Origin of the sequence: Mangrovihabitans endophyticus (assembly GCF_014646155.1) — a bacterium.
GTDB classification, from domain to species: Bacteria; Actinomycetota; Actinomycetes; order Mycobacteriales; family Micromonosporaceae; genus Actinoplanes; species Actinoplanes endophyticus.
This window is the reverse complement of record NZ_BMMX01000013.1, coordinates 40,000-66,147: the sequence shown is the minus strand read 5'-3', so window position 1 is coordinate 66,147 and position 26,148 is coordinate 40,000. Positions and strand designations below refer to the sequence as shown.

The window sequence follows — 26,148 nt, the reverse complement described above, 5'->3', positions numbered from 1 at the left end:
TGCACATGCTGATCACCCTCGCGTCCCCGCAAGCGTGGTCGGCCGACGTGGTCGTGGACGCCGACCCGGGCACCCCGGTGCGGGACATCGTCAAGAACCTGCTGGACGGCCTTGGCCCGTCGTATGCCACACCGGGAGCGTCCCCCGGCCCGGTCCATCTTGAGGACCGGCCACTCGACCTCGACCTGCCGCTGTCGTCCAGCGGGGTGCGCGACGGCTCGATCTTGTGGATCGGCGGGCCGGGGCCGGTGCCCTACACCATCGGTGGCCTGGTGACGGTCCGAGCGGTGACGGGAACCGGGGCCGGGCGGATCTGGTCGCTCGGCCCCGGCGAGCACCGCATCGGTTCGGCCCGGGGCTGCGCCGTCCGGCTCACCGATGACGTGCCGGCGGTGGCCGGCGTCGTCCGGGTCACCTTCGACGCCGAGGTCCACGTGCGCGGGGTCGGTGGTGGCCTGCTGCTGGACCGGGAGGCGCTGACGGCCGGCGAGGTCCGTTGGCGGGAGACCGCCCAGTTGACCGCCGGTGGAACGGCGCTGGAGGCACACCCGGTGTGCTGTCCCGACGCGGTGGTCGGGCCGTCCCCGGAAAGCGAGTATCTCGACTACAACCGCCCGCCGCGGCTGCTTCCACCGACCCGGCCCGACAAGTTCAAGATCCCGTCCGAGCCGAAGGCTCCCACGCCGAACGCCTTGCCGTGGCTGGCCGCCGCGCTTCCGGCGGCGTTCGGCGGTGCGATGGCGCTGGTCCTGGGCAACCCGATGTATTTGATGTTCGCGGGCATGTCGCCGCTCATGGTGATGGCCAACTGGTGGACCGGCCGCCGCCAGGGCAGCCGCAGCCACCGCAGACAGGTGGCCGAGCACGCCGCGCGCGTCGCCGCCATCGAAGCCGACATCGCCGAGACGATCGTGCTGGAGCGCCACGACCGCCGGGTCGCCGCGCCCGATCCGGCCGAGTTGCTCATCGTGGCCACCGGTCCGCATGCCCGGCTGTGGGAACGCCGCCGCACCGATCCGGACCACCTCATGGTGCGCATCGGCGTCGCCGACCTCCCCAGCATGATCAGTGTCGAGGCGGCGGGCCAGGACCGGCGAGCCGAGCCGCGGCAGTTGGTCGATGTGCCGGTCGCCTTCTCCATCCAGCACGCCGGCGTGGTCGGCGTCGCCGGCCGCGGCGCGTGGGCACGTCGTCTGACACGCTGGATGACCGGACAGTTGGCCGTCGCGCAAAGCCCCCGCGACCTGCAGCTCTATGTGCTCACCGACCCGGACGGCGAAGCGTTGTGGGAATGGGCGGCATGGCTGCCGCACACCCGACCGGCGTTGGGCCAGCAAACCCTCACGCTGCTGGGCACCGATGCCGAGACGATCGCGCGCCGGATCGCCGAGCTGACCGAGCTGATCGAGGTGCGGCGTCAGGCCCGCCTGAACGCCGGATCAGGCGCGTCTCTCACCGACCCCGATGTCGTCGTGGTGCTGGACGGGGCCCGCCGGCTGCGTGCCCTGCCGGGCATGGTCTCTCTGCTGCTGAGCGGTCCGGCCGTGGGCGTCTACTTCCTCTGCATCGACGCGGATGAGCGCACGCTTCCCGAGGAGTGCACGACCGTGGTGGTCGGCGGCGACGGGCGGCCGACGACGTTGCGTCAACAACGGGCGGCAATGGTCGAGGACGTCCGAGTCGATGAGGTGATCGACGATTGGTTCCCGATCACCGGACGCCGACTCGCCCCGGTACGCGACATCAGTGACTCGCACGGCGACGCCGCGCTCCCCGCCTCCGCTCGTCTGCTTGAGGTGCTGAGCATGGAGGACCCGTCGGTGTCCGACATCAGCGCCCGGTGGAACGCCGCACCGCGCAGCACCCGGGCGATCGTCGGGTACAGCCTGGACGGCCCGTTCGCACTCGACCTGGTCCAACACGGTCCGCACGGACTGGTCGCGGGGACCACCGGCTCCGGGAAGTCGGAGTTCCTCCAGACGGTGGTGGCGTCGCTCGCCGTGGCGAACCGGCCCGACGCGATGAACTTCGTGCTCGTCGACTACAAGGGCGGCGCCGCGTTCAAGGACTGCGTCGACCTGCCGCACACCGTCGGCATGGTCACCGACCTGGACACGCACCTGGTCGAGCGGGCTCTCACCTCGCTCGGCGCGGAGTTGACCCACCGGGAGCACCTGCTCGCCGCGGTCGGCGCCAAGGACCTTGAGGACTACGTCGACTATGCGACCCGGCGGCCGGTGCCGGCCCCGGTCCCGCGGCTGCTGATCGTCATCGACGAGTTCGCCTCGATGGCCAGGGAACTGCCGGACTTCGTCACCGGCCTGGTCAACATCGCGCAGCGGGGTCGATCGCTGGGAATCCATCTGGTGCTTGCCACGCAACGCCCGAGCGGCGTGGTGTCCGCGGAGATCCGCGCCAACACGAACTTGCGCGTCGCGTTGCGGGTGACCGACGCCGGGGAGAGCGCCGACGTGATCGATGCCCGGGAGGCGGCGAGCATCTCGTCGTCCCACCCCGGACGCGCGTACGCCCGGCTCGGGCACAGTTCGCTCATCCCGTTCCAAACGGGCCGGGTCGGCGGTCGCCGGCCGCAGCGGGACTCCACGGCGGTGGCAGCGCCGTTCCTGCACCCGGTGCGGTGGCCCGACCTGGGCCGGCCGGTGCCGCAACGCCCCCGGAACGCGGCCGAGACCGACGAGGCCACCGACCTGTCGGTGCTGGTGTCGGCCATCCGGCGGGCGAACGACATGCTGGGTCTGCCCGCACAGCGCCGCCCCTGGCTGCCGGCGTTGCCGACGGTGTCGGTGGTGAACCTGCCCGACGAACCGCTGCGCGATGCACGAGGCGAGCCCTCGTTCGCGTGGGCGGTACAGGACTTGCCGACGACTCAGCAGCAGGTGCCGATGACGATCGACCTGTCCGCGTTCGGCCACCTGCACATCGTCGGCGCTCCCCGGTCCGGCCGCTCGCAGGCCCTACGCACGATAGCCACCGCAGCGGCTGCCGCCACGAGCGTGGCCGACCTGCACCTCTACGGACTGGACTGCGGCAACGGAGCTCTTCTGCCGATCACCCGCTTCCCGCACTGCGGCGCGGTCGCACAACGCACCGATGTGGAGCGTGCCAGCCGTCTGTTGCGCCGTCTGCACGAGGAATTGCAGCAGCGTCAGAGAGTCCTCGGCGACGGCGGTTTCGCCGACCTCTCCGAACAGCGCGCGGCCGTCTCAGCGGACGCTCGCCTGCCGCACATCCTGTTGCTTCTGGACCGCTGGGAGGGCTTCCTGGGCACCCTCAGCGAGCACGACGGCGGGGCGTTGACCGACCTCGTGCATGTCCTGATGCGGGAGGGTGCCAGCGCCGGGATTCACCTCATCGTGACGGGCGACCACGGCCTGCTGAGCGGCCGGATGAGCTCCCTGTGCGAAGACAAGCTGGTGCTGCGCCTCTCCGACCGCACCGATGCCACGCTCGCCGGGCTCAATCCGCGGAAAATCCCGGAGAGCATGCCGCCGGGCCGCGGGTATCGCGCCGTCACCGCGGTGGAAGTGCAGGTCGACCTGGTGGCCGCCGACCCGGCCGGGCCGGCGCAGGTTGCCGCGATGCATGCACTCGCCGCGACCCTGACCGACCGCGAGGCTGCGGTGCCGAAGGCCCAGCGGCCCGGCCGGATCGCGGTCCTGCCCAGCCGGTTGACCTTCGACCAGGCGTGGGAGCAGGTCGGGCAGCCGCGGCCGATGTGGGCGTTGCTCGGCGTGGGGGGCGACGAGTTGGAGCCGATGGGCGCGGATCTGCTGGCCGACCAGCCGACCTTCCTGATCGCCGGGCCGTCCCGGTCCGGGCGCAGCACCGCGCTGTGGGTGATGGCGGAGTCGCTGCTGCGGTCCGGCACCGAGCTGGTCATCGGGGCTCCGATCCGGACGCCGCTGCTCGGTCTCGCCGGCCGCGCCGGGGTGCGCGGGGTCGTCACCGGCGACGACCCCACCGAGGAGGAGTTCGCGGCCCTGATCGATCCGGGCGACGGTCCGGTCGCTCTGCTGGTGGACGACGCCGAGGCGTGGCGTGATGTGCGGTGCAAGGACTGGCTGCGCCGACTGGTGCGCGGCGCGGCCGGGAACGCGCGAGCGGTCGTCATCGCCGGGGAGGTCGCCTCCGTGGCGATGGGATTCTCCGGCTGGCAGGTCGACGTGAAGAAGAACCGCCGCGGCGCGCTGCTGTCGCCGCCCGCGCTGAGCGCGGGCGACTTGATCGGCGTACGCCTGAGCCGGGCCGCACTGAGCGACCGGGTCGTTCCCGGAATCGCCCGGGCGCACCTCGGCGACGGCGAATTGCAGACCGTCCAAATTCCCCTGCCCGAGACCGGGTCCGGGCCGTCGCAGGTGACGAGAGGAACGGTGAGTTGATGGCAGACATCGTGGTGCAGGACCTCGGCGCGCTGGTCGATGACCTGGCGATATTGATCGATGAATTCGATCATGCGAGCAAATTCCAGGACGACTACAAGGGTCGATGGGGTCAGCTCAACGCCAACCTCTCGATGGGTGACTTCGCGTTCAACTGGCGACTCCACCGCAAAAAGATCATCGAAGCCATGAAGGAATTCCAGGGGCAAGTCAGCTCTGCCGAGAACAGTTGGTCCGAGGCGGAGAGCGAAATGGTCAAGGGCTTGGAGAAAAAATGATCGGCTATTTCGGCTTCGATGACTACGACTTCGCCGACATCGCCGAGAAGAACCGGCTTTCGACGCTGTACCGGGCCGACCTCGCGGATATCGGCGCGGCGCAACGGCGATATGCGGGCATCGCCACCACCCTGGACGACGCGCTCACCAAACTCGCCATGATCGTCGACGGCGGCAGCGAGGGCCTACGCGGCGAATACGTCGGCCCGCTCAAGGAGAAGGCCGGCGAGATCCGCGACGACCTGGCCAAGGCCGCCGTGCGATACGAGGATGTCGCCACCGAGATCGCCAAGTACGAGCCCGACCTGGAACACGCCCAGACCGAGGTCGCCGCCGCGCTGGACGATCGCACGGAGGCGGTGCACGCCGTCACGCGCGCCAACAGCATGCCGGGACCGGTCCCGGACCCGGATGGCACGATCACGCCCGAGGAACAGCAGAAGGCCGCCGACAGGCAACGCGCGCAGGACGAAGCGCAATCGCAGGTCAACCAGGCGAAGAATCGCCTGACCGCGGCGCTGGACGCGTTGGATGTGGCCGGCAAGCGGTTCGGTGACGCGGTCAACTGCAAGCAGTACAAGGACGGCTTGAGCGACGGTTGGAAGGACCGGATGCATGAGGCGTTCGAGTGGATCAGCGGGATCTTCGGAGCCCTCGCGATGGTCATCACCGGGCTCGCCCTGCTCATCCCGGGGCTCAACGTGCTGGTGATCGGCGGGTTAATCGCGGGCGGGATCGCGCTGATAGCGGACAGCGTCCTCTACGCCGCCGGAGAGGCTGGAGTAGAAGACGTCATCCTCGGCGTTGTCGGACTCGCTCTCGGCGGAGCCGGGCTGGCGTTCGCCAAGTTCGGCTCCAAGATCTTCGAATCCGTCAAGGGGGTTTTTCAGGTGCTCAAAAATCCCGGTTTCTTCAAGGGACTCGGCAGCACCGGAAAGATATTTCCCGCCGCCAGGCCAGGCTTCTTCGCCTCGGACGGGAAGAACTTCTGGGCGGGCTGGGACATGTGGAAGGACCTTTTTAAGACTCGTGATTTCGGAAAGTTCGCCCGATTGTGGTGGGAGGGCACGATCGGCAGGAACTTCTTCGCCGAGTCCGCTCAACTCCTCGGCAGATCGGCCAGCCTCGCGGACGGCGTCTGGCTGGCCTGGATGATCCCCAACATCCTCTTCAGCCTCGGTGCGGGTCTCGGCTTTGCGGGACACCAGCAGAAGGAGGGGTGGGGATGATGGCGGTACCGCGAATCGACAGAGCGACCGCCGGGGACCACGACAGCGCCGCGTCCATTGACGTGTCCTGGTTCTGGAACGCCGTTCCGGCCGCCGGGCGCGACATTGCGGAAGTGGCGGCGTGGAAGGCACAGGTGTCCGCCCTGCTCGACGAGTGGGTGGGGGACAAAGTGGCCGCCGCCCGGGCCGCCTGGCCCGCCGACGCCGACGAGGAATTCCCGTTCGCGATCGACGAGCTGGGACCGACCGTGACGGACAGCCTGCTGGCACGCGCCGACCACATGCCCGCCCACGCCCGGCTCTTCTGGGGCGCCGGGTTCCTCCGCGGTGACCTGCGCTGGATGCCCGTGCTCGTGCTGGCCGAGTTCTGCCGACCTCGTGCCGACGACCCGGCCTACCTGATGGCCGAGGTCGGCGTCGACGGCCTCGCCGAGGACGTCCGGGAACCGACGGTCGACTACGTGACCACCGATCACGGCGACGGGCTGCGGGTTTTCGCGCTGGCCCAATCCGCGCGTGAGGGGACGTACGGCCGGGTGGATGCGGCCCTTCGCCTGGAAGTGCCGGGGACCGGCGCGGGACCGGTCCCCGATGTGGACGTCCTGCTGCGGACACGTGTCTTCGGCCTGGACCAGATGGCGGTGATCGGTTCCGGGGTGGAAACGCTGATGCACATGATCGCCGCGGATGCCGCCGACCAGCCGGACGGCGGGCCGGCCCCGATGCAGTTCGCCACCGAGCGGAGCCCGTCATGATCGATTTCAATGTGGTGGTGCCTGAGGGATGGGCAAACATTCCGACGACGCCGGAGTTCGCGCGGGTCCGGAAACGGATCATCGACGACATCGTCCGGCATCACCTGCCCGATTCCCTGCCCCGCGACAAGGCCGGTCCGTGGCGGCGCATTCTGCGCAAGGAACTCACCGAAGCGACCGACGAGGCCGCCCGCAACGGCGCCCGGGCGGTGCTGCTGCCGCTGCGGGAATTCAACGGTGTCCGGCTACCCGGCTCGATGGTCATGTCGGTGCTGGAGGGCGGCGACGACAACGTCACCACGGAGACCGTTCTGGGCTCGATCCTCGCCGACGCCGGAGAGAACGGGACGTCTCTGGAGATCGCCGGCGCGCCGGCGGCCCGCGTCGCGGCGGTCGTGGACAGCGCCGCCCTCCGGCGTACGTCCCCTTCGCTGCGGGTCAGCTACTACGTCGCCCACCCCGAGGTTTCCGGGGTGTGGGGGCTGCTGACCTTCACGGTGCTCAGCGACGGCGACGTCGAGGCGGACGCCGTGCAAGCGGTCGTCCTGGTCTTCGACGCGATCGTCGGCACACTGCGCTGGGGCAACCGCGACGACATTCCCACCGAGGACGAGGTGCTCGCGCACATGTCCCCGGTCGGCGCCGAGCCCCCGACGACGGAAACGCGGGCCTGACCGTGCGGATGCCGAGATTGAGTCGTCCGGTGGCGCTGGGCACCGCCCTGGCCCTTGCCGTCCTGACCGGCGCCGGCGGTTTCGTGGCGCGGCAGGCAGCCCAGGCCGCCGAGCCGTTGCAGGGGAGCCAGCTCTCCGGCGAGGACGTGCGGATTCTCGACGGCGCGGCGGCGGCCTGCCCCGCACTCACCCCGGCGCGGCTCGCCGGGCAGGTCATGGTCGCCTCGCACTTCGGCAATCAGCCGGTGGCCGAGATGCGCGGCGCCGGCGCCTCGGGGGTGGCGGCGCTGACCCCGGTGCAGTGGCAGCAGAACGCGCCATGGCCCGATGCCAAGCCGACCGATCGCGAAGCCGCCGTCACCGCTCTGGCCCATCTGATGTGTGGGCTCATCGGACAGGCCCGCGCCGTACGTGTCAAAGAAGGCCCGTGGCGTGTCGCGCTCGCGGCGTACCGGACCGGCATGGACAAGGTGGTCGCGGCCAACCGCATTCCCGATGAGGCCAAGGAATACGTGGACACCGTCGCGCGATACGCGAACTGGTACGCCCTGCAGCCGACGCTGAGCGGCGACGCGCCCGCATCTCGCCCCGCAGGCGAACCCGGCGTCGTGCGGCCCGTGCCGGACGCGTACGTGACGGATGTCGCCGCGGCCGGAAAGGTCTGCACCGACATGCCGCCGGCCCGGGTCGCGGCGCAGTTGATGGTGACCAGCGGCTTCGACCCGGACAGACTCGGTCCGGCCGGTGAGCAGGGCATCGCGCAGTTCACACCGAAGGTTTGGAAGGCCACCGTGAAATCGGCCGAGGGCAAGTCTCCGTGGGATCCGTCGGTGGCGATCCGAGCGTTGGGTCGCGCGATGTGCGAACTCATCGAACACACCGGCGGCCAATACGCGTCGGCCCTGGCCGCGTTCGCCCAAGGCGACGAGGCGGCGTCGGTCGTCACGCTGGCCGACGCCGTGACCAAGGCGGAGGCCGAATACGCGAAGGACGAGCGGCTGCAGGCGCCGAAGGCGTCCGCGACCTCCTCCCCCGCCGCGCCGGCCGAACCCGAGCCCGAACCGGCAGCGACGACGGAGAATGCCGAACCCGCCCCTCCGGAACGGGACAACCAGCCGGCAGTCAAGGCGGACGACGCGTCGGGAAGCAGCTATGGCCCCTACTTCCTGCTCAACTTCGCCACCAAGATGTGCGTGGACGTGCCGGGCCGCGGCGCCGGCGACCGGGACGGGCCGGTGAACCAGTCCCACTGCGCCAAGACATACGAGGACAACCAGGAGTGGTCGTTCGAACCGCGCGCCGCCGATGACGAGGGGTTCCAGTTGTACTGGATCCGCAACGCCGACGACGGCTTCTGCATCGACCCGCCCACGCGAGAGGCGGTGGCCTCCGGTACCGAACTCGACGAGACGGGCTGCTTCGACCAGGACAACCAGTACTTCCGCTTGGAGCCGAAGCAGACCTCGGACGGATTCGCGTATTACTGGCTGCGGAACACGGTCGCCGACATGTGCCTTGACGTGCCCGGCCCGGGTAACGGAGGTGCCGACATCCGGCTGGCTCTCGTCCCGTGCCTGGACAACGACGACCACGAATGGGCTCTCGTCGAGAAGTCCGAGTGGTGATGGGGGTGCCGGAATGAAGAAGCGGCACATGGCGGTCGCGGTCCTGATGGCAACCGCCGCGACCGGAGTCACGGCAACCGCGGCACAGGCCGCGCCGAACGCGGAGCAGCTTTACTACACCGTGGCCCCGGCCTATCAGGGCGCGCCGGAGAACCTCTGGGAGGTCGCCGCCCGGTTCCTGGGCGACGCGGACCGGGCCGGCGAGATCCTCGACCTCAACTCCGGGCGGGTACAGCCGGACGGCGGTCGTCTCGCCGATCCGGGCCGTCTGCACGAGGGATGGCATCTGGTGCTGCCATGGGACGCGGTCGGCAACGCCCTGCATGACGGCCCGCTGCCGGCCGCCGGAGAGGTGTCGTCGGACTGCGCGCGGGACGCGGAGGTGCCGGCGGCGGCGTCCTGGGGCCAGGACCTGCTAGGGCCGAGCCGCGCCTGGTCCGTGACCGACGGCTCGGGGGTCAAGGTCGCGGTCGTCGGATCCGGTGTGGACGGTACGGCGCCGGGCCTCGCGGGCCGTGTCATGGCCGGCGTGGACGTCGCGAGTGGCACCGGCCGCGGCGACACCGGTTGCGCCGGGCCCGGAACCGCTCTGGCCGGCATCATCGCCGGCGACGACGGCGCCGGGGGAAAGACTTTCGGCGTGGCGCCGGGGTCCCGGATCGTGCCCGTCAAGGTGGGTTCCGACGACGAGTCTCCGGATAACCTCGCGGCCACCGGCGTCGACGTCGCGGTCGCGGCGGGCGCAAGCGTCATCCTGCTCGGCGCCGACCCCACGGACTCCGAGATGCGCGCCGCCGTCAACGACGCGGTTTCCCGCGACGTGGTGGTGGTGCTGCCGGCATCGGCCGGAGCAGCGCCCGGGGACGGCCTGCTCCGTGTGGGCGAGGTCGCGGAGAACGGCCGAGCCGCGGACGATTATCCGAGCGACGCGGTGGATGTGCTGGCGCCGGGCGTCGGCATAGCCACCGTCGGAGGCACCGGCAGCGGCGCCGAGTACGCCGCTGCGTTCGTGGCGGGCACGGCCGCTCTGGTCCGCGCCGCCCACCCCGAACTGCATGCCGCCGAGGCGGCCCGGCAGGTCCTCGCCACTACCGCGCGGGAGGTGGTCAACCCGGTCGCCGCGGTCACCACGCCGCTGCCGGCGGGTGTCGGTGCCAATGCGTCATCCGCCACGCCGTCGAACGGGCTCGGAACCCTGAGCCGGGTGCTGCTCTGGGCAGCCGCGGCGATGGTCCTGCTGCTGCTCGTTGTCTTCCTGCGTCAACCGGTGACCCAATCCGCGGCTCGGCTCGTGAGCCATCGCCGGGCGAGGAGGCAGGCCCGCGCGGCCCGCGCGGGGATGGCCGGAGACGACGACCCGTTCTGGGACCGGCCAGCGAACCCCGGTGTTCCCGCGAACCCCGGTATCCGGGCCACCCGGGACGAAGCAGACGAGGTGACGGAGGAGATCAGCGGCTGGTGAACGGTGACGAGTGTCATCGGGTGTTCCGCATGCGTTCGGCCGCTGCGGCGTCGACGTTGTCGTATCCGGCGGCCACCGACCGCAGCGTCGGTATCACTGCCCGGACTCGTCGGCTCTTCTCCTTCGTGGGCACCCGGCCCGTGCCGCGCGCGGCACGGGCCGGCTCGTCCCCGCGAGATTGACCGACACCGCGCATCGATGGGGAGATGCCGTGCCCGAATCCGTTGTGGACTTTCTGCGCCATCAGGCCACCGAACGGCCCGACCAGCCCGCCCTGGTGCAGGGCGATCGGGTGCTCACCTTCGCCGGCCTGGCCGAGCGGACCGCGCGGTTCGCCGGAGGGCTCATCGGGGCCGGGCACCGGCGGGGAGAACGGGTGCTGATCAGCCTGCCGACCGGCATCGATGCGGTGGTGGCGCTGCTCGGCACGGTCCGCGCCGCGGGGGTGGGTGTGCCGGTCGATCCGCGATCGGCCACCGCCGAGCTGAACCGGCTTGTCGAAGCGTGCCGGCCACGGCTGGTGGTGACCGCCCGCGCCGCGGCGCGGGGCGACGTCCCGGCGATGACCGTGCCCGAGGTCCTCGCCGCCGCGAGCGCGCCACCCCGCGACGACTTGGGTGCGACCGAGGATGCGTGGATTCATTTCACGTCGGGCAGCACCGGCCGACCCAAGGGCGTGGTCTCCTGCCAGCGCCCGTGGCTGGAAACGGTGCGCCGTGGGCTGATCGAACACCTGGGCGTCGGTCCGGCTGATCGTCTGCTCTGGCCACTCCCGTTGTTCCATGCGCTGGGGCACAGCCGCTGCGCTCTCGCCGTGCCGATGCTCGGCGCCACGGCGATTCTCCTGGACCACCCGTCGGACGGCGACCTCCTTGCCGCCCTGCGTGCCGGTTCGCCGACCCTGCTGACCGGCGTGCCCACCACGTACCACCGGCTGCTGACCCTGATCGGCGAAGGCCGGCTGGACCTGCCGGATCTGCGGGTCTGCGTGACCGGAGGCGCGCCGTGCTCGCCGGAGCTGCGGGCGGCGGTCCGCGAGAAGCTCGGGGCACCCCTGGTGAACAGCTACGGCAGCACGGAGACGTGCGGGACGATCGCGATGGACTCGCTGGCGGGGCCACCGGCCACGGCAGGCTCGGTGGGCCATGTGGTCCGCGAGGTACGGATCGCCGATCCGCGGTCGGGCGCGCCGGTGGCGGTCGGCGCCGAGGGCGAGGTCTGGGTCCGCGGCCCGCACGTGATGCGCGGTTACCTCGACGATCCGGAGGCGACGGCCGAGGTGCTGGCCGACGGCTGGTACCACACCGGCGACCTGGGACGGCTGGCCGAGGACGGCGGGTTGACGCTCACCGGACGAGCCCGAGACTTGATCATCCGTGGCGGCGCCAACCTGCATCCGGCCGACATCGAGGCGGAGATGCTTCGCCTGCCCGAGGTGGCCGACGTGGCGGTCGCCGGACGCCCGCACCACCGTCTGGGTCAGATCGCCGTGGGCTACGTGGTGCCCGCCGTCGCCGGGACCGATCCGGCGGCGCTGCTGACCGCCGTGCGACGTCGGATGTCCGCCGCGCACGCGCCGGACGAGATCCGGTTCGTCGACCGACTGCCGCGCACCGCGTCCGGCAAGGTGATCCGTGATCTGCTCGGGTCCGCCGGCCCCGACACCGACGACGACCCGATCGCGATCGTCGCCATGTCCTGCCGCTATCCCGGCGGTGTCGGCTCGCCCGAGGACCTGTGGTCGTTTGTCGATCGGGAGGCGGATGCGATCGGGCCGTTCCCGGACGACCGCGGATGGGACCCGGACCTGTTCGACCCCGACCCGGACCGGGCCGGGCACACGTACGTCCGGGAGGGTGGCTTCCTGGACACCGCGACCGACTTCGACCCGGCCCCGTTCGGCATCGGTCCGGCCGAGGCCGCGGCCATGGATCCGCAGCAGCGGGTGCTTCTGGAGACGGCGTGGGAGCTGTGGGAGCGCGCCGGCATCGATCCGGCGACCGTGCGCGGCAGTGACACCGGGACGTACGTGGGGCTGATGTACCAGAACTACGCGAGCCACGCCCCGGAACCACCGGCCGAATTGGAGGGTCACCTGGGCATCGGCTCGGCGGGCAGCGTGGCCTCCGGTCGGATCGCGTACGTGTTCGGCCTGACCGGCCCGGCCGTCACGGTCGACACCGCCTGCTCGTCCTCGCTGGTGGCGGCGCATTGGGCGGTGCGGGCGCTGCGGTCCGGTGAGTGTTCGCTGGCGATCGCCGGCGGGGCGACCGTGATGTCCACCCCCACCCCGTTCGTCGCCTTCAGCCGGCTGCGCGGGCTGGCCCCGGACGGCCGGATCAAGGCGTTCTCCGCCGATGCCGACGGCACCAGTTGGGGCGAGGGCGCCGGGCTTCTGCTTCTGGAGCGCCTGTCCGACGCCCGTCGGCACGATCATCCGGTGCTGGGTCTGCTGCGCGGCTCGGCAATCGGCTCGGACGGCGCTTCGAACGGGCTCGCCGCCCCGCACGGCCCGGCCCAACAGCGCGTGATCCGTGCCGCGCTGACCGACGCCGGGCTGGGCCCGGCCGACGTCGACGCGGTCGAGGCGCACGGCACCGGAACCCTTCTCGGCGACCCGATCGAGGCGCAGGCCCTGCTGGCGACGTACGGGCGGGATCGGCCGGCCGGGCGCCCGCTGTGGCTGGGCTCGATCAAGTCGAACATCGGTCACACGCAGGCGGCGGCGGGCGTCGCCGGCTTGATCAAGATGGTGCAGGCGATGCGTCTCCGCCGGCTCCCCCGGACGTTGCACCTGGCACGCCCGAACGCCCATGTCGACTGGACCGCCGGGGATGTCGCGCCGCTGGCCGAGGCACGGCCCTGGCCGGATCTCGATCGCCCGGCCCGAGCCGGCGTCTCCGCGTTCGGCATCTCCGGCACCAATGCCCACGTCATCGTCGAGGAGGCACCGCCGCCACCCGTCGCGGCACGGCCGGACGAGGTCGGGGAAGACGGGCTGCCGCTGCTGTTCTCGGGCGCCGACGAGTCCGCCCTGCGCCGGCTGGCCGGCCGGTTGCGGGACCACGAACGCCCGGTGGACACCGTCGCCCTGGGCACCGGCCGGGCGGCTCTGCGCCATCGCGCGGTGGTGCTGTCCGGGGCCGACCGCGCCGCCGCGTTGTCGGCGCTGGAGTCGGGCCGCCCGCACGCCGGGGTGGTCCTCGGCGGTGCGGGACCGACACCACCGGTCGCCTGCCTTTTCCCCGGCCAGGGCGCGCACCGGCCCGGGATGCGGGACCTGCTGCCGTTCCCGGCGTTCCGGGAGGCGTACGACGAGGCGCTGGCCGCCGTCGGCGAGCCGCCGCCGCGCGCCGGCGATCCGGAACGCACCGAGTACGCCCAGCCCGCACTGTTCGCGTTCGGTGTAGCGGCGCACCGGCTGCTGCAGTCCTGGGGCGTGCGACCCGACGTGGTCGCCGGGCATTCGGTCGGCGAGCTGGCCGCCGCTCACGTGGCGGGCATCCTGTCGCTGGCGGACGCGGCGAAGCTGGTCGCCGCCCGAGCCCGGCTGATGGGCGCGTTGCCGCCGGGTGGGCGGATGATCAGCGTCGACGCCGCCGAGGCCGACGTGCGGTCCCTGCTGGGCCGTGGCGTGGACCTCGCCGCCGTCAACGGTCCGCGCTCGCTCGTGCTCTCCGGGGATGCGCCCGCGGTCGAGGAACTGGCCGCGATGCTGCGCGCACGCGGCCACCACACGACCACCTTGCGGGTGAGTCACGCGTTTCATTCCGCCCGGATGGAACCGATGCTCGCCGACTTCGCCGCGGTGGCTGCCACGGTGACGTACCGTCCGCCGACCGTTCCCGTCGTCTCCACCGTCACCGGCCGGCCGGCCGCGGACGACGATCTGCGTTCGGCCGCCTATTGGGTCCGGCAGATCCGCGAGCCGGTGCGGTTCGGCGACGCCGTCCGCGCGCTACCCGGTCTCGTGGTGGAGATGGGTCCGGATGCGTCGCTGGCCACGCTGGTGCCGGCGGGAACGCACGCGGTGTCCCGGGACACGGCGGCCGTGCTGTGGGCGCACGGGGTCGCGGTGGACCGCGCCGCGCTGCTCGGCGACGCCCGTCCGCGAGCGTCCGCCGCGCTGCCGACCTACCCGTTCACCCGGCAGCGTTTCTGGCTCGCCGCCTCACGACCCGCGCGACGGGCGTTCGGTCCCCTCGTGACGCCGCTGGCCGAGCCGGGCACCGAACGGTTCCTGGCGACCGGCCGGCTCTCCCGTGCCGAGCAGCCGTGGCTGGCGGATCATGCCATCGGTGGCGACGTGCTCATTCCTGGGACGGTGTTCCTGGACCTGGCGGTCACCATCGGCCGGGACGCCGGGACGCCGACGGTGCGCGAGCTGACCGTGACCCGCCCGCTGCCGCTCACCGACGACCATGTGGATCTGCATCTGACTCTCGGCGAACCGGACGCGGACGGCATCCGGACGCTGGACGTCCACGCCGGGCATGACGGCCGGTGGGCATTGCACGCGACCGGCCACTGCGGGCCGACCGACACCGGACCGACCGACACCGGACCGGCCGAGATCGGACCGACCGAGATCGGACCGGCGCCCTGGCCGTGGGCCACCGCGTGGCCGCCGCCCGGTGCGGTTGCGGTGAACCTCGCCGGCTTTTACACGGACAGCGGGTATGGTCCGGCATTCCAGGGGGTGACCGCGGCCTGGCGCGGCGACGGAGCCGTCTATGCCGAGGTGAAGCTCCCGGCCGCCGCCGGACGCACGGAGCTGCACCCGGCGCTGGTCGATGCGGCCTTGCACCCGGCTCGGCTGCTCGACGACTCGGACACGGAACGGTCGGCGACCCGGCTGCCGTTCGCCTGGACCGGCGTTCGCCGCCACGGCGCGGGCACCGGCGCCGCCCGGGTCCGTGTCACTGCGCTCGGCCCGGACCGGATCGCGGTTCAGTTGGCCGCGACCGACGGGCGGCCGGTGCTGGAGGTCGACGGCCTCACCTTGCGCGCGCTGCCCCGGTCCCTGTACCGCAGGTCGTGGGTGCCACTGCCGGCCTCCGGGGCGGGACCGGCGCCGACCGTGCTGGACGGCCGGTTTCCCCGGGCGGAGGACCCGGAAACGGTCCGCGACCAGGTATGGGCGGTGCTGGAACGGCTGCGGGAGCGGCTCGCCGCGCCGGGTCGCGTCGCGGTGGTCACCGATGCCGCGGCGGTGGCCGGGCTGGTGCGGGTGGTCGCCGCCGAATATCCGGGTCAGGTCGCGCTGGTGCTGCCGGGTACCGCGGCCGGAGACGATCGGGCGTTGCCGACCGCGGTGCGGGCCGCCGCCACCGAACCCGAAGTCCGGGTTCGGCAGGGACGGATCGAAACACCCCGCCTGGTCCGTGCCGATGTCGGAGCCGCGCCCGCGGCAGCCTTCGGTACGGGCAGTGTGCTGATCACCGGCGGCTCCGGTGCGCTGGCCGGGTTGCTCGCCCTGCACCTGGTCTCCGCCCACGGCGTCCGCCATCTGCTGCTGGTCAGCCGTCGCGGCGACCGGGCCGCGGCCGCCGTCCGGCTCCGCGACGAGTTGGTGGATGCCGGGGCGAGGGTGACCGTACGCGCCGCCGACGTCGGTGACCGGGCCGCACTCGCCGAGGTCGTCGCCGCGGCGGACCCGCCGGTCACGGCGGTGCTGCACACCGCCGGTGTGCTCGACGACGGCCCGATCGCCACGCTCGACCGGGCACGAGCCGACGCGGTCATGCGGCCCAAGGTGGACGCGGCCCGGCACCTGCATGAGCTGACCACCGGCCTGTCCGCCTTCGTCTTGTGCTCCTCGGCCGCGGGTCTTTTCGGCAACCCCGGTCAAGGGCCGTACGCGGCCGGCAACGCCTACCTCGACGAGCTGGCACGCCGCCGCCGTGCCGCCGGCCTGCCGGCGTTGTCGCTGGCCTGGGGTCCGCTCGACGTGACCGGTGGCATGCAAGCCCGCGAGTCACGGTTGCGATCGATGACGCCCGCCGAGGTGGTCGCCGCGTTCGACGCCGCGCTGGGCACCGACGAGCCGGTCCTCGCGCCGCTCGTGCTGGACCGGCCCGCCTGGGACGTGGCGCCGCGCAGCCGACCGGCGCCCGCACCCGCCGACGACCTGCGGGGGCTCGCCGGCCCGGAGCTGATCGGCGCGTTGGAGACGCTGATCCGGGACGAACTCGCCGGGGAACTCGGGCAGCCTGATCCGGCTCTGGTCGACGTCCGTACGGCGTTCACCGATCAGGGTTTGGACTCGGTGAGCGCGATCCAGTTGCGCACCCGTCTGGTCGCCGCGACCGGGGTGGCGATGCCCGCGACCGTGGTGTTCGACCAGCCAAGCCCGGCGGCGCTGGCCCGGTGGATCGCCGCGGAGATGCACACGCCCGCAAAGTCCCCTGACGGGGCCGGGGCGGCGCCCGTTGCCGCGCCGATGTCCGGCACACCGCGGACGATCACGCACGCCGTCGACACCCTGGCCGACGTGTTCCACGAGCTGTGCGCCGCCGGCGACCATCGGATGGCCCTGAACCTGCTGATCAGCGCGTCCGCGGTGCCGGTCGAGGAACCGGACACGGCACCACCGGTGCCGGTGCGGCTGACCGACGGGGACGGGCCGGTGCTGGTCGGGCTGCCGTCGTTCGGGCCGGCCGGCGCGGCCGAGTTCCGGACCTTCGGCCGGGTGCTGGGCGGGCCGGTCGCGGCCGTTCCGCTGCCCGGCTTCACCGACCGCCACGAGCTGCCCGCATCGCTGGACGAGTTGATCGACCGACTGACCGAGGCGACCCGCACGGCGGCGGCCGGGCGGCCGTTGGTGCTCCTCGGCCGATCCAGCGGGGGCCTGCTGGCACATGCGGTGACCGATCGGCTGGAACGCCACGGGTCGCCGCCGGCCGGGCTGGTCCTGCTCGACACGTACGAGAACGGGTTGGGCCAGGACGCCGAGGACTGGCAGGCCGCGCTGGTCGCCATGGGGCTGCGCCGGCTGCACGGGCGGCTGACCGCCGAGGCCGAGCAGACCGCGCTGGTCGCCGTGGGTGCTTATCTGCGGCTGATGGACGGGCGGCGGATCGCCCCGCTCGACACCCCCAGCCTGCTGGTCGCCGCGGGTCGGCCGGTGCCGTCGATGCGCGGAGACTGGCGCACCACACGGTCCGTACCGCACCGGCGGGTGGAGGTCGCGGGCGACCACTTCAGCATGCTCGATGAGCATGTCGAGGCGACAGCGGCCGTGGTGCGCGGGTGGCTGGACGAGGTGGTCGGCGGCCGGTGACCGGTCACGGCATGGCGTGCAGGAACCGCAGCGCGGCCAGCCGCTGGCGCCGCTCGATGCGCACCGAGTACCACGCCACCGGCGGCAGGAGCACGACAGCCGCCCAGCCCCACGCCGTCATGGTCAGCGCCGCGAAGACCGCCAGCAGCTCCAGAAGCGCGAACACGATCAGTTGGTTACGCGGTTGCCGCTGTCGGCTGGTCCAGTGGTGGGCCAGCCGGGCACCGGCGTCCCGCAGGCGGGCGTCTCGGGGCGGATCGTGGGCTCGCACCGCGCGCATCACCGCCACTCGTTCGTCGCCGGTGAGGTCGCCGTAGAGCTTGCGTTCGTGCGCGCGGGCGTACGGCCACAGCATCAGGCCCAGCACGACTCCGACGACCGGGTAGCCGAGGATCAGTTCGGCGGCGCGGCCACCGACGCCGACGGCGTACAGGGCGACCCCGTACGCCAGACCGGCGATCAGGCACCGGCACCACAGCGGCCACCCCAATGGATGCATTGGTACAGCATGTCCAACGCGGACAACGGGGAAACCACCGTGGCCCGCGGGTGTCAGTTGCCGACGCCGAGGCCGGACATCAGCGCGGTCGGGTAACGGTCGCCGCGGGCGGCGCCCCTGGGCACCGCCTTCTCGATCTCGGCCAGGTCGTCCGCGGTGAGGGCCAGACCCGCGGCGGGCAGCGCCTCGGCCAGCCGTTCCCGGGTGCGCGCGCCGATCAGCGGCACGATGTCCGGGCCCTGCGCGACCACCCAGGCGATGGCCATCTGGGCGACGGTGCATCCCTTCGCCTCGGCCACCGCCCGCAGCGCCTCCACCAGGGTCAGGTTGTGTTCCACGTTCCCGCTGGAGAACCGCGGGCTCATCCCGCGGAAGTCGCCCGGTTCGCCGGTGCCTCCGGCGGACCAGTGCCCGGAGATCAAACCCCGGCCGAGTACGCCGTACGCGGTCAGGCCGATGCCGAGCTCGCGCAGCGTCGGCAGGACCTCGGCTTCCACGGCGCGGGACAGCAGCGAGTACTCGATCTGCACGTCGGTGATCGGGTGCACGGCGTGCGCCCGGCGGATGGTCGCGGCGTCGACCTCGGAGAGGCCGATGTGCCGGACATATCCGGCCTCCACCATCTCCTTGATCGCGCCGACCGTCTCCTCGATCGGCACCGCCGGGTCGAGCCGGGCGGGCCGGTAGACGTCGACATGATCGGTGCCCAGCCGGGTCAGCGAGTAGGCCAGGAAGTTCCGCACCGCCGCGGGCCGGCCGTCCTGCGGGCCGAACACCGGGCCCGGCCCGCGCAGTTGGCCGAACTTGACGCTGAGCTGGTAGCTGTCCCGGTCACGGCCGCGCAGCGCCTCGGCGATCAGCAGCTCGTTGTGGCCCATGCCGTAGAAGTCGGCGGTGTCGATCAGCGTGACCCCGGCGTCCAGCGCGGCGTGCACGGTGGCGATGCTCTCCCCACGATCGGCCGCCCCGTAGGCGCCGGACATGCTCATGCCGCCCAGCCCCAGAGCGGAGACCTCAAGCGTGGAGACCTCAAGAGCGGAGACGTCCGGCCCGGTGCGTCCCAGGATTCGTGTCTGCATGGCGGTTCTCCCTCGTCGTCGGTGTCGCCACCCACCGTGCGCCGGTTCCGGGCCGCACGGGAGCGGAGAGTTGATCGTGGGAGTGCGACTCCCTGGTCGGGGTCGCGGCGCCGGAGCACCATGGGGGCATGCAGCGTGACCAGCTCGCCGACTTCCTGCGCCGACGCCGGGAGACGATCCGGCCGTCCGAGGTCGGGCTCGCCGACGGCCCGCGCCGCCGCACCGCCGGGCTGCGGCGCGAGGAGGTGGCGTTGCTCGCCGGCATGTCGGTGGACTATGTCGTACGCCTGGAGCAGGGCCGCAGCAGCCAACCGTCGACTCAGTTGCTGGGCGCGTTGTCGCGCGCGCTGCGCCTGTCCGACGACGAGCGTGATCACCTGTTCTACCTGGCCGGCCACCGCCCGCCGCCGGCCGACGGGGTGGCCCGCCTGGCCCGCGCCGGGCTGGTGCGCATGCTCGACCTGCTCGGCGACAATCCCGCGCTGGTGCTCTCCGACCTGGGCGAGATCCTCGCTCAGAACCGCACGTCGGCCCTGTTGACCGGCGAACTGACCGGCTTGTCCGGGGACCGGCGCTACATCGCCTATCGCTGGTTCACCGAGCCGACCGCACGCGCCCTCCACCCACCCGAGGAGCAGGACCACCAGTCCCGCCAGTTGGTGGCCGACCTGCGCGCGGTGGCCGGCCGACGGTCCGGCGATCCGACGGTGACCGGGCTGGTCGAGCGGCTGCAGGCGGCCAGCCCGGAGTTCCGGCGGCGCTGGGCCGAGCACGAGGTGGCGGTCCGCCGCGCCGACCGCAAGACCATGCTGCATCCGCGGGTGGGCCGGCTCCGGATGAACTGCGAAACCCTTGTCACCCCCGATCTGGGTCAGCAGTTGCTCGTGCTGACGCCCGCGGACGCCGAAACCCGGGACCGATTGGACCTGCTGCGCGTGCTGGGCACCGAGGATTTCCCCGCGGGGACGCCCGCGGGGTGATCCTCAGAGCTTCAGCCGTCGTACGTTGTGCCGCCGGCCCGATCCGGGCAGCGCCTTCTTCGCCGGCACGATCTCGGACACCGCCGGTACGCGGGAGATGTCCCAGGCCCCGATGGCCATCGCCGGACCCTGCCGGTTCAGCGTCTCGGTGATGCGCCGGACGTCGGTCAGGATCGAACCGGCCACCAGCCACGTTCCGGCGTCGTGGGCACGCAACGCCCGGACGGTCTCCACCCGCGCCTCGCGCAACGCCTCCAGGGCGTCGGTGAGGTGCGCCGGGTCGCCGTCGGCGAGCACCGCGGTGTGCACGGCGAAGGCGTCCGCCGCGGCGGTCAGCACCGGGCCGATCTGCGCCGGCACCTGGTGACTGTTCGGGTCGTTCACCGCGTCGAACAGCGAACGGGCGATGCTGTTGACGTGATCCACGCTGTGCCACAGGTCGCGCAGCGACGAACGCATCGGACGGATCGCGGACGCCGGGGTGCGGGACGGCCAGCGCGGCCGACCGGACAGGTCCTTGACCGCCTTCGCCGCTTCCTCGACGCCGTAGTCGAGGTTGCGCGCGGTGGACAGCCACTGGCCGGCTTCCTCCGCGGTGTACGGCCGACGGGTGCCCTCACCGAGCTGGGTCAGCAGGTCCGCGAGGGCTGAGGACAACACCACCAGCCGGCGTTGCGCCCGTTCCAGCGGGCTCAGCCCGCCCGCGAACGGCGACAGCGATGCCCCCACGACCACGCCGACGGCGGTGGCCGCCATGCGTTCCAGCACCACGACATCGGTGATGGTGCTGCCGATCACGAGGACGCCGAGCGACGTCGCGGGCATCATGATCACGCCGTCGCCGAGGCGGAGCAGCCGCCCCAGCACCAGTGACGCGACCACGATCGCGGCGATGCTCCACGTACGTACGCCGGCGGTCTTCCACATCACGAGGGCGACCACGACGCCGATCAGGGTGGCCACCAGCCGTTGCACGCCTTCTTTCACGGAAGCGTGCACGCTGAGCTGGACCGAGAAGGTCGCCGAGATGGCGGCCATCACCGGTCCGGCCAAGCCGGCGCCGGTGGCGACGGACCAGGCGATCGCGGCAGCCGCGCCGGTGACGACGACCGTGCGTGCCGTTTCGGCCGGGGCGCCGGTCACCACCGACTGGATCGCGTTGCGCAGCCGTCGCAACCGGCTGCCGTTCTGCGCCCATGACAGCCAGCCGACGCTGGCCTTCACGGACCTGATGGGCGGGAATATCCGCCGGTGCGCCGCCCACGCGGCACCGGCGATCACGACGACCCACACCAAAGCCGCCGGAAGCTTCTCCACCGCCTGCGGGACGGTGGAATTTGCGGCCGCAGCCACCCACATGACGCTCTCGCTCCTTGTCCCAGAGTGGGCTGGCGGACTGGCACGACCCGGAGGCCGTGCTGGCGACTGACCGCCACCATTCATCTAGGTGCATGTAACAATAAAACAGACAGAATGGTGTATTGAGTTGTCAAGACTTGCTCGTACGAACGAGGCGGGACGCCGGAACGCGCCACGCACCCATGAGTCTTCACTGCAGTTCGGTTGGCCGCGGACAACACTGAGGGCTTCGTCGAAACCGGCGTGACTCGTCGACCACCAGGATTCGGATCACAGCGGATCCGCCCCGATGATGACAGAGCCGGAGGCTGTACGGAACCCGTTGTGGCATGGCCCTCCCTCAGGAGGGAGACGGACCCGGGCCAACCCCGTTGGTCTTGGTGATTTCCCAATTCAGGGCCTCGATGGCGGCTCGCACCTCGGCAACCGGATGCCCGCACGCATTGATCGGGACGGCCGGCACCACGACGTGACCGGCGGCGTCGGCCACCACGACGGTGACCGGCGGGATCATGATCAACGTACAGATGGCGTCGCCGCCGCGCGCCGGCGGCGGGGTGCGCAGGGCGGTGGCCAGAGCATCGAGCGAACCCTCCGCGCGCTGCACGGTCCGCCACTCCCAACCCGGATCCGGCCGAGCGGAGACGGAAGCGGACACCGACGGCGACGGCAGGTCCCCGGTACGACCGGGTGGGGCGGTCGCCGGCGGCCGATGCGCCATCGGGTACGGCACGAAGGTGCACCGCCACGCGACGGTCGGCACGAAGTCGTCCGGCAGCGGTGTGGCCGGGCCGGTCCAGCGCACGCCGTCGACGGGACAGGCCACCGGTTGCTGGTATTGCCGCCGGCCGGCATCCCGGCCGCAGCCGGCGAGTCCGGCGGCGAGGAGCAGCGACAGTGGGAGGCCGAGCAGGGCGCGCGCGGAAACCGTCATGGTGATGGGACGACGCGTCAGGGCGGCGTGGTTCCCCGGCCAATCGCCGGTTGCCGGGAACTCGCGCCGGACGCTCCACGACTGACAGTCAGCGAGCTCGCAGACAAGTCCGTCGGAAACAGGGAGAACCACGTGAGAGCCACCGAAAACATCCGCCGTTCGCGTACCGCCGCGGCAGCCGCCGGGCTGGCCGTCCTCGGCGCACTGGCAGCGGGCTGCGGCGACGAGGCGAGCACCGACGCCCAGGACGCCGGCACATCCGTGACCTCCACGCAGGCCTCCGGGATGCCGGGCGGCGGGATGGCGTCGGCCATGCCGGGGATGTCGCGGATGCCGGGCATGGCGATGAACGACCCGTCGGCGACGCCGGCCAACAAGATCGACGGTGCCGCCGAGGCGAGCTTCCAGTTGCTGGACACCCGCCCGCCGGGCACCGACGGGGTGAAGGGCACCGCCTGGCTGGCGCAGGACGGCAAGACCACCCTGACGGTCAACCTGACCGGCCTCAAGCCGTCCGCGCAGTACGTCGGGCACCTGCACGCCCAGCCGTGCGCGGCGGAGAACGGCGGCGCCCATTTCAAGTTCGACGCGAACGGGCCGGACACGCCACCCAACGAGGTGCACATCGGCTTCACGGCCGGCGCCGACGGCATGGGCATGGCGACGGTGACCAATGACCGTGAGGTCGGCGACGCCGCCAAGGCGGTGGTGATCCACCCGGCCGACGCACTGGACAACCGGCTCGCATGCGCCGACTTCTGAGCGCGTCCGCGGCCGCGGCGGTGGTCTGCGCGGGCACGCTGGCGATGCCGGCGCCCGCGCAGGCGCACTCCTCCCTGCTGGCGGCGACCCCGGGGCCGGGCGACAAGGTCGCACCGGGCGTCTCGGTGGTGGCGTTGACGTTCCATCCGCTGTCCGGCGCGGGCGCCCCGCCCCGGATCACCGTGACCGGCCCGGACGAACGCGCCGTGCCGGCCGGTGACACAGTCCTGGTCAACGCGGCGACGCTGTGCGCATCCGTACGACCGTTGACGGCCGGGGTGCACGCGATCGCCTACCGCGCCACGTCCGCCGACGGCGATCCGGTCAGCGGCAAGTTCCTCTTCGAGGTGACGCCGGGGGGCACCACGCCGGACGTACCCGAGCCTTGTGCCGCGGCGGTGCTGCCATCGCCGGGCCCGGCTCCCGCCCCGGCGGGCTCGTCTCAAGCGGGCCCGGCTCAAGCGGGCCCGGCTCAAGCGGGCCCGGCTCAAGCCGGCCGGTCGATGAGTGGAGTGACGGTGCTGGTGGCGGCCGTCGCCGGCGGGACCCTGCTTCTCGCCGCGGGTCTGGGACTGGCACTCCTGCGGCGGCGCCGCCGGGGCGATGCGTCCGCCACACCGCCCGTGCGGTCATAGCGGTGAGGAGTAGCATCTTGTCGCGTGACGCTTTACTTGCGCCCAGTAGTTGCCTATCTACTAGTCTCGTGCCTATAGTGCCCACATGCGAAAAACATCGATTCGCCTCGTTGGCGCCCACGAAATCCGCTTGATCCTCGGAGACATCAGCAGGCAGCGTGTCTACCAACTCACGAAACGCACCGATTTCCCGACTCCGGCCGCGGCCTTGAAGCAGGGCAAGGTCTGGCTGACCGACGAGGTAGAGGAGTGGATCAGCGGCCGCCCCCTGCTGAAGCAGCGGCTGCACTGAACCTTGTCGACCTGGCGGGTTCGGCGGATGCCGCCGACAGGGTCGATGCCAGGTTGACAAGGGCGCTGAAACCCAGGCGATGAGATCCGGCGACGGGGGTGGACGCCGGAATCTCGATCGGCCACGAGCGACTGAGAAAATCCATCGACTCACCTGTTCGCCTGCCATCCGCCGTGGCCGACATAGCCCGGCGGATGGCAGGCATGCCGGGCGTGGCGCACCCACGGCACAGCGGCGCGACCACCACGACACGGGCGCACAATCGGCTGCCGATCGTTGTGTGAACTCGGTGACGGCCGTTTAACCACATGCGGTGCCCGCATGAAACGAGCCGTCCATAAGGTTCACTCGCATCACCATACCGCGGTTTGATCACCGCATATCCGCTAAGGCCGGGCAACGACGCCGGGCGACAAAGCCCTCCCCGAAAACCATTTTCCCAGGAGCGAGGAAATGGCCGAAGACATGATGGCGAATCGTCGCGATCCCGTCAATGAAATCGTCGAACGAAAAGGACGCTGGATCACCCATTGGGATCCGGAGAATGCACATTTCTGGTCGGCTGTCGGCCGCCGGGTGGCCAGGCGCAACCTGATTTTCTCCATTTTCGCCGAGCACATCGGCTTCTCGGTCTGGCTGCTGTGGAGCATCGTCGTGGTGCGGCTCGGGGCCGTGGGCTGGGACTTGAGCGTCAGTCAAGCCCTGTGGCTCACCGCCGTGCCCAGCGGCGTCGGCGCATTCCTGCGGCTGCCCTACACGTTCGCCGTTCCGGTCTTCGGAGGCCGGAACTGGACGGTGATCTCGGCACTGCTGTTGATCGTGCCGTGCGGCGGGCTCGCCTGGGCCGTGGAACGACCGGACATCGGGTACGGCGCACTGCTCGCCATCGCGGCCACCGCCGGTTTCGGAGGCGGAAATTTCGCGTCCAGCATGGCCAACATCTCCTTCTTCTATCCCGAGCGGGAAAAGGGGTGGGCACTCGGCCTGAACGCGGCGGGCGGCAACATCGGTGTGGCCGTGGTGCAATTCCTGGTACCCAAGGTCATCGTTCTCGGCGGCGGTCTGGCGTTGTCACGAGCCGGTTTGATGTATATCCCGCTCGCGGTGATCGCGGCGGTGTGCGCGTTCCTGTTCATGGACAATCTGTCCGAGGCCAAGGCGGACGTGAAGCCGGTCTGGTCGTCGCTGCGCCACCCGGACACGTGGATCATGTCGCTGCTCTACATCGGCACCTTCGGCTCGTTCATCGGGTACTCGGCAGCGTTCCCGACGCTGTTGACCGGCGTCTTCGACCGGCCGGACATCGCCCTGCACTGGGCGTTCCTCGGCGCCGGCATCGGTTCGCTGGCCCGGCCGTTGGGCGGCAGACTCTCCGACCGGGTCGGCGGAGCACGGGTGACCGCGGCCAGCTTCGTGGTGCTCGCCGCGACCGCGTACGCGGCTCTGTGGTCGGTGCAGCACACCAGCCTGAGCGTCTTCTTCGTCAGCTTCATGCTGCTGTTCATCGCCACCGGCGTCGGCAACGGATCCACGTACCGGATGATCTCGAAGATCTTCCGGGTCAAGGGTGAGGACTTGGGCGGTACGCCGGAGATCATGCTGGCCATGCGCCGTCAGGCGGCCGGAGCACTGGGCATCATCTCGTCGATGGGCGCGTTCGGTGGCTTCCTGGTGCCGATCTGTTACGCGTGGGCGAAGTCGGCCAGCGGCACGATCAAGCCGGCGCTGGCCTTCTACGTCGGGCTGTTCGTGGTGATGCTGGTCGTCACCTGGATCGCCTACATGCGGCGGGGTTCCCGGATGGCCCAGGCAGGCGTCTGAACCCGCGGCGGGTCGTCAGAGCCTCTCGGCGACGATGCGACGCACCGGCACCGGCAGGCAGACCGAGGCCCGCAACCAGCCC

The 26,148-nt window shown here is 71.5% G+C and carries 17 protein-coding genes; 13 read left to right on the top strand and 4 right to left on the bottom strand.

Going from position 1 to position 26,148, the window contains the following annotated elements; translation table 11 throughout:
• Nucleotides 1–5 precede the first annotated feature (5 nt).
• The 8 genes from IEY73_RS16250 (at nucleotide 6) to IEY73_RS34135 (ending at nucleotide 17,705) form a co-directional block, all read left to right on the top strand.
• Complete coding sequence (locus tag IEY73_RS16250) at nucleotides 6–4,400, top strand: FtsK/SpoIIIE domain-containing protein (protein ID WP_189080135.1); 4,395 nt, start codon at nucleotides 6–8, stop codon at nucleotides 4,398–4,400.
• Nucleotides 4,400–4,678, top strand: a complete 279-nt coding sequence (locus tag IEY73_RS16245; RefSeq protein WP_189080051.1) for a hypothetical protein — start codon at nucleotides 4,400–4,402, stop codon at nucleotides 4,676–4,678. The genes IEY73_RS16250 and IEY73_RS16245 overlap by 1 nt, the downstream gene beginning before the upstream one ends.
• Nucleotides 4,630–5,907, top strand: coding sequence for a hypothetical protein (locus IEY73_RS16240; RefSeq protein ID WP_189080050.1), 1,278 nt, complete (start codon nucleotides 4,630–4,632; stop codon nucleotides 5,905–5,907). The genes IEY73_RS16245 and IEY73_RS16240 overlap by 49 nt, the downstream gene beginning before the upstream one ends.
• Entirely contained in the window at nucleotides 5,907–6,662 is a 756-nt protein-coding gene (locus IEY73_RS16235; RefSeq protein ID WP_189080049.1) for a hypothetical protein, read from the top strand. Before IEY73_RS16240 ends, IEY73_RS16235 begins: the two co-directional genes overlap by 1 nt.
• Nucleotides 6,659–7,336, top strand: coding sequence for a hypothetical protein (locus IEY73_RS16230; protein WP_189080048.1), 678 nt, complete (start codon nucleotides 6,659–6,661; stop codon nucleotides 7,334–7,336). The genes IEY73_RS16235 and IEY73_RS16230 overlap by 4 nt, the downstream gene beginning before the upstream one ends.
• 29 nt (nucleotides 7,337–7,365) lie before the next feature.
• Nucleotides 7,366–8,961 carry an RICIN domain-containing protein gene (locus IEY73_RS16225; protein ID WP_229715873.1) on the top strand — a complete coding sequence of 532 codons (1,596 nt, stop codon included), beginning with the start codon at nucleotides 7,366–7,368 and terminating at the stop codon, nucleotides 8,959–8,961.
• Nucleotides 8,962–8,989: 28 nt separating this feature from the next.
• Nucleotides 8,990–10,423, top strand: coding sequence for a S8 family serine peptidase (locus IEY73_RS16220; RefSeq protein WP_189080046.1), 1,434 nt, complete (start codon nucleotides 8,990–8,992; stop codon nucleotides 10,421–10,423).
• 211 nt (nucleotides 10,424–10,634) lie between these two features.
• Entirely contained in the window at nucleotides 10,635–17,705 is a 7,071-nt protein-coding gene (locus IEY73_RS34135) for a type I polyketide synthase (RefSeq protein ID WP_268240454.1), read from the top strand.
• A gap of 4 nt (nucleotides 17,706–17,709) precedes the next feature.
• On the opposite strand, the gene IEY73_RS16210 is transcribed toward IEY73_RS34135, so the two are convergent.
• Together IEY73_RS16210 and IEY73_RS16205 are read right to left on the bottom strand one after the other, a co-directional pair.
• On the bottom strand, nucleotides 17,710–18,204 hold the full coding sequence (locus IEY73_RS16210; RefSeq protein WP_189080045.1) for a hypothetical protein: 495 nt from the start codon (nucleotides 18,202–18,204) through the stop codon (nucleotides 17,710–17,712).
• Nucleotides 18,205–18,257: 53 nt separating this feature from the next.
• Nucleotides 18,258–19,283 (bottom strand): aldo/keto reductase, encoded by a 1,026-nt coding sequence (locus IEY73_RS16205; RefSeq protein WP_189080044.1) that lies wholly within the window; start codon nucleotides 19,281–19,283, stop codon nucleotides 18,258–18,260.
• A 128-nt stretch (nucleotides 19,284–19,411) separates the two neighbouring features.
• Between IEY73_RS16205 and IEY73_RS16200 the strand changes: the two genes are divergently transcribed.
• Nucleotides 19,412–20,263 (top strand): helix-turn-helix transcriptional regulator, encoded by an 852-nt coding sequence (locus IEY73_RS16200; protein ID WP_189080043.1) that lies wholly within the window; start codon nucleotides 19,412–19,414, stop codon nucleotides 20,261–20,263.
• Between the two features lie 3 nt (nucleotides 20,264–20,266).
• On the opposite strand, the gene IEY73_RS16195 is transcribed toward IEY73_RS16200, so the two are convergent.
• Together IEY73_RS16195 and IEY73_RS16190 are read right to left on the bottom strand one after the other, a co-directional pair.
• The gene (locus tag IEY73_RS16195) at nucleotides 20,267–21,622 is read right to left on the bottom strand and encodes an FUSC family protein (RefSeq protein WP_189080042.1); all 1,356 of its coding nucleotides are present in this window, start codon (nucleotides 21,620–21,622) and stop codon (nucleotides 20,267–20,269) included.
• Nucleotides 21,623–21,962: 340 nt separating this feature from the next.
• A complete protein-coding gene (locus IEY73_RS16190; protein WP_189080041.1) occupies nucleotides 21,963–22,556 on the bottom strand; it encodes a hypothetical protein in 594 nt (197 codons plus the stop codon).
• A gap of 132 nt (nucleotides 22,557–22,688) precedes the next feature.
• Between IEY73_RS16190 and IEY73_RS16185 the strand changes: the two genes are divergently transcribed.
• The 4 genes from IEY73_RS16185 (at nucleotide 22,689) to IEY73_RS16170 (ending at nucleotide 26,066) form a co-directional block, all read left to right on the top strand.
• The gene (locus IEY73_RS16185; protein WP_189080040.1) at nucleotides 22,689–23,318 is read left to right on the top strand and encodes a superoxide dismutase family protein; all 630 of its coding nucleotides are present in this window, start codon (nucleotides 22,689–22,691) and stop codon (nucleotides 23,316–23,318) included.
• Nucleotides 23,303–23,953 (top strand): copper resistance CopC family protein, encoded by a 651-nt coding sequence (locus IEY73_RS16180; RefSeq protein ID WP_189080039.1) that lies wholly within the window; start codon nucleotides 23,303–23,305, stop codon nucleotides 23,951–23,953. The genes IEY73_RS16185 and IEY73_RS16180 overlap by 16 nt, the downstream gene beginning before the upstream one ends.
• 85 nt (nucleotides 23,954–24,038) lie before the next feature.
• Complete coding sequence (locus IEY73_RS16175; RefSeq protein WP_189080038.1) at nucleotides 24,039–24,245, top strand: helix-turn-helix transcriptional regulator; 207 nt, start codon at nucleotides 24,039–24,041, stop codon at nucleotides 24,243–24,245.
• Nucleotides 24,246–24,698: 453 nt separating this feature from the next.
• Nucleotides 24,699–26,066, top strand: a complete 1,368-nt coding sequence (locus IEY73_RS16170) for a NarK family nitrate/nitrite MFS transporter (RefSeq protein WP_189080037.1) — start codon at nucleotides 24,699–24,701, stop codon at nucleotides 26,064–26,066.
• Nucleotides 26,067–26,148 lie beyond the last annotated feature (82 nt).

What these genes read in the sequence shown, in the direction of transcription:
- IEY73_RS16250 (WP_189080135.1), top strand. Translation starts at nt 6, where the DNA reads ATGCTGATCACCCTCGCGTCCCCGCAAGCGTGGTCGGCCGACGTGGTC.
- IEY73_RS16245 (WP_189080051.1), top strand. Translation starts at nt 4,400, where the DNA reads ATGGCAGACATCGTGGTGCAGGACCTCGGCGCGCTGGTCGATGACCTG.
- IEY73_RS16235 (WP_189080049.1), top strand. Translation starts at nt 5,907, where the DNA reads ATGGCGGTACCGCGAATCGACAGAGCGACCGCCGGGGACCACGACAGC.
- IEY73_RS16230 (WP_189080048.1), top strand. Translation starts at nt 6,659, where the DNA reads ATGATCGATTTCAATGTGGTGGTGCCTGAGGGATGGGCAAACATTCCG.
- IEY73_RS16220 (WP_189080046.1), top strand. Translation starts at nt 8,990, where the DNA reads ATGGCGGTCGCGGTCCTGATGGCAACCGCCGCGACCGGAGTCACGGCA.
- IEY73_RS16210 (WP_189080045.1), bottom strand. Translation starts at nt 18,204, where the DNA reads ATGCATCCATTGGGGTGGCCGCTGTGGTGCCGGTGCCTGATCGCCGGT.
- IEY73_RS16205 (WP_189080044.1), bottom strand. Translation starts at nt 19,283, where the DNA reads ATGCAGACACGAATCCTGGGACGCACCGGGCCGGACGTCTCCGCTCTT.
- IEY73_RS16200 (WP_189080043.1), top strand. Translation starts at nt 19,412, where the DNA reads ATGCAGCGTGACCAGCTCGCCGACTTCCTGCGCCGACGCCGGGAGACG.
- IEY73_RS16195 (WP_189080042.1), bottom strand. Translation starts at nt 21,622, where the DNA reads ATGTGGGTGGCTGCGGCCGCAAATTCCACCGTCCCGCAGGCGGTGGAG.
- IEY73_RS16190 (WP_189080041.1), bottom strand. Translation starts at nt 22,556, where the DNA reads ATGACGGTTTCCGCGCGCGCCCTGCTCGGCCTCCCACTGTCGCTGCTC.
- IEY73_RS16180 (WP_189080039.1), top strand. Translation starts at nt 23,303, where the DNA reads ATGCGCCGACTTCTGAGCGCGTCCGCGGCCGCGGCGGTGGTCTGCGCG.
- IEY73_RS16175 (WP_189080038.1), top strand. Translation starts at nt 24,039, where the DNA reads ATGCGAAAAACATCGATTCGCCTCGTTGGCGCCCACGAAATCCGCTTG.
- IEY73_RS16170 (WP_189080037.1), top strand. Translation starts at nt 24,699, where the DNA reads ATGGCCGAAGACATGATGGCGAATCGTCGCGATCCCGTCAATGAAATC.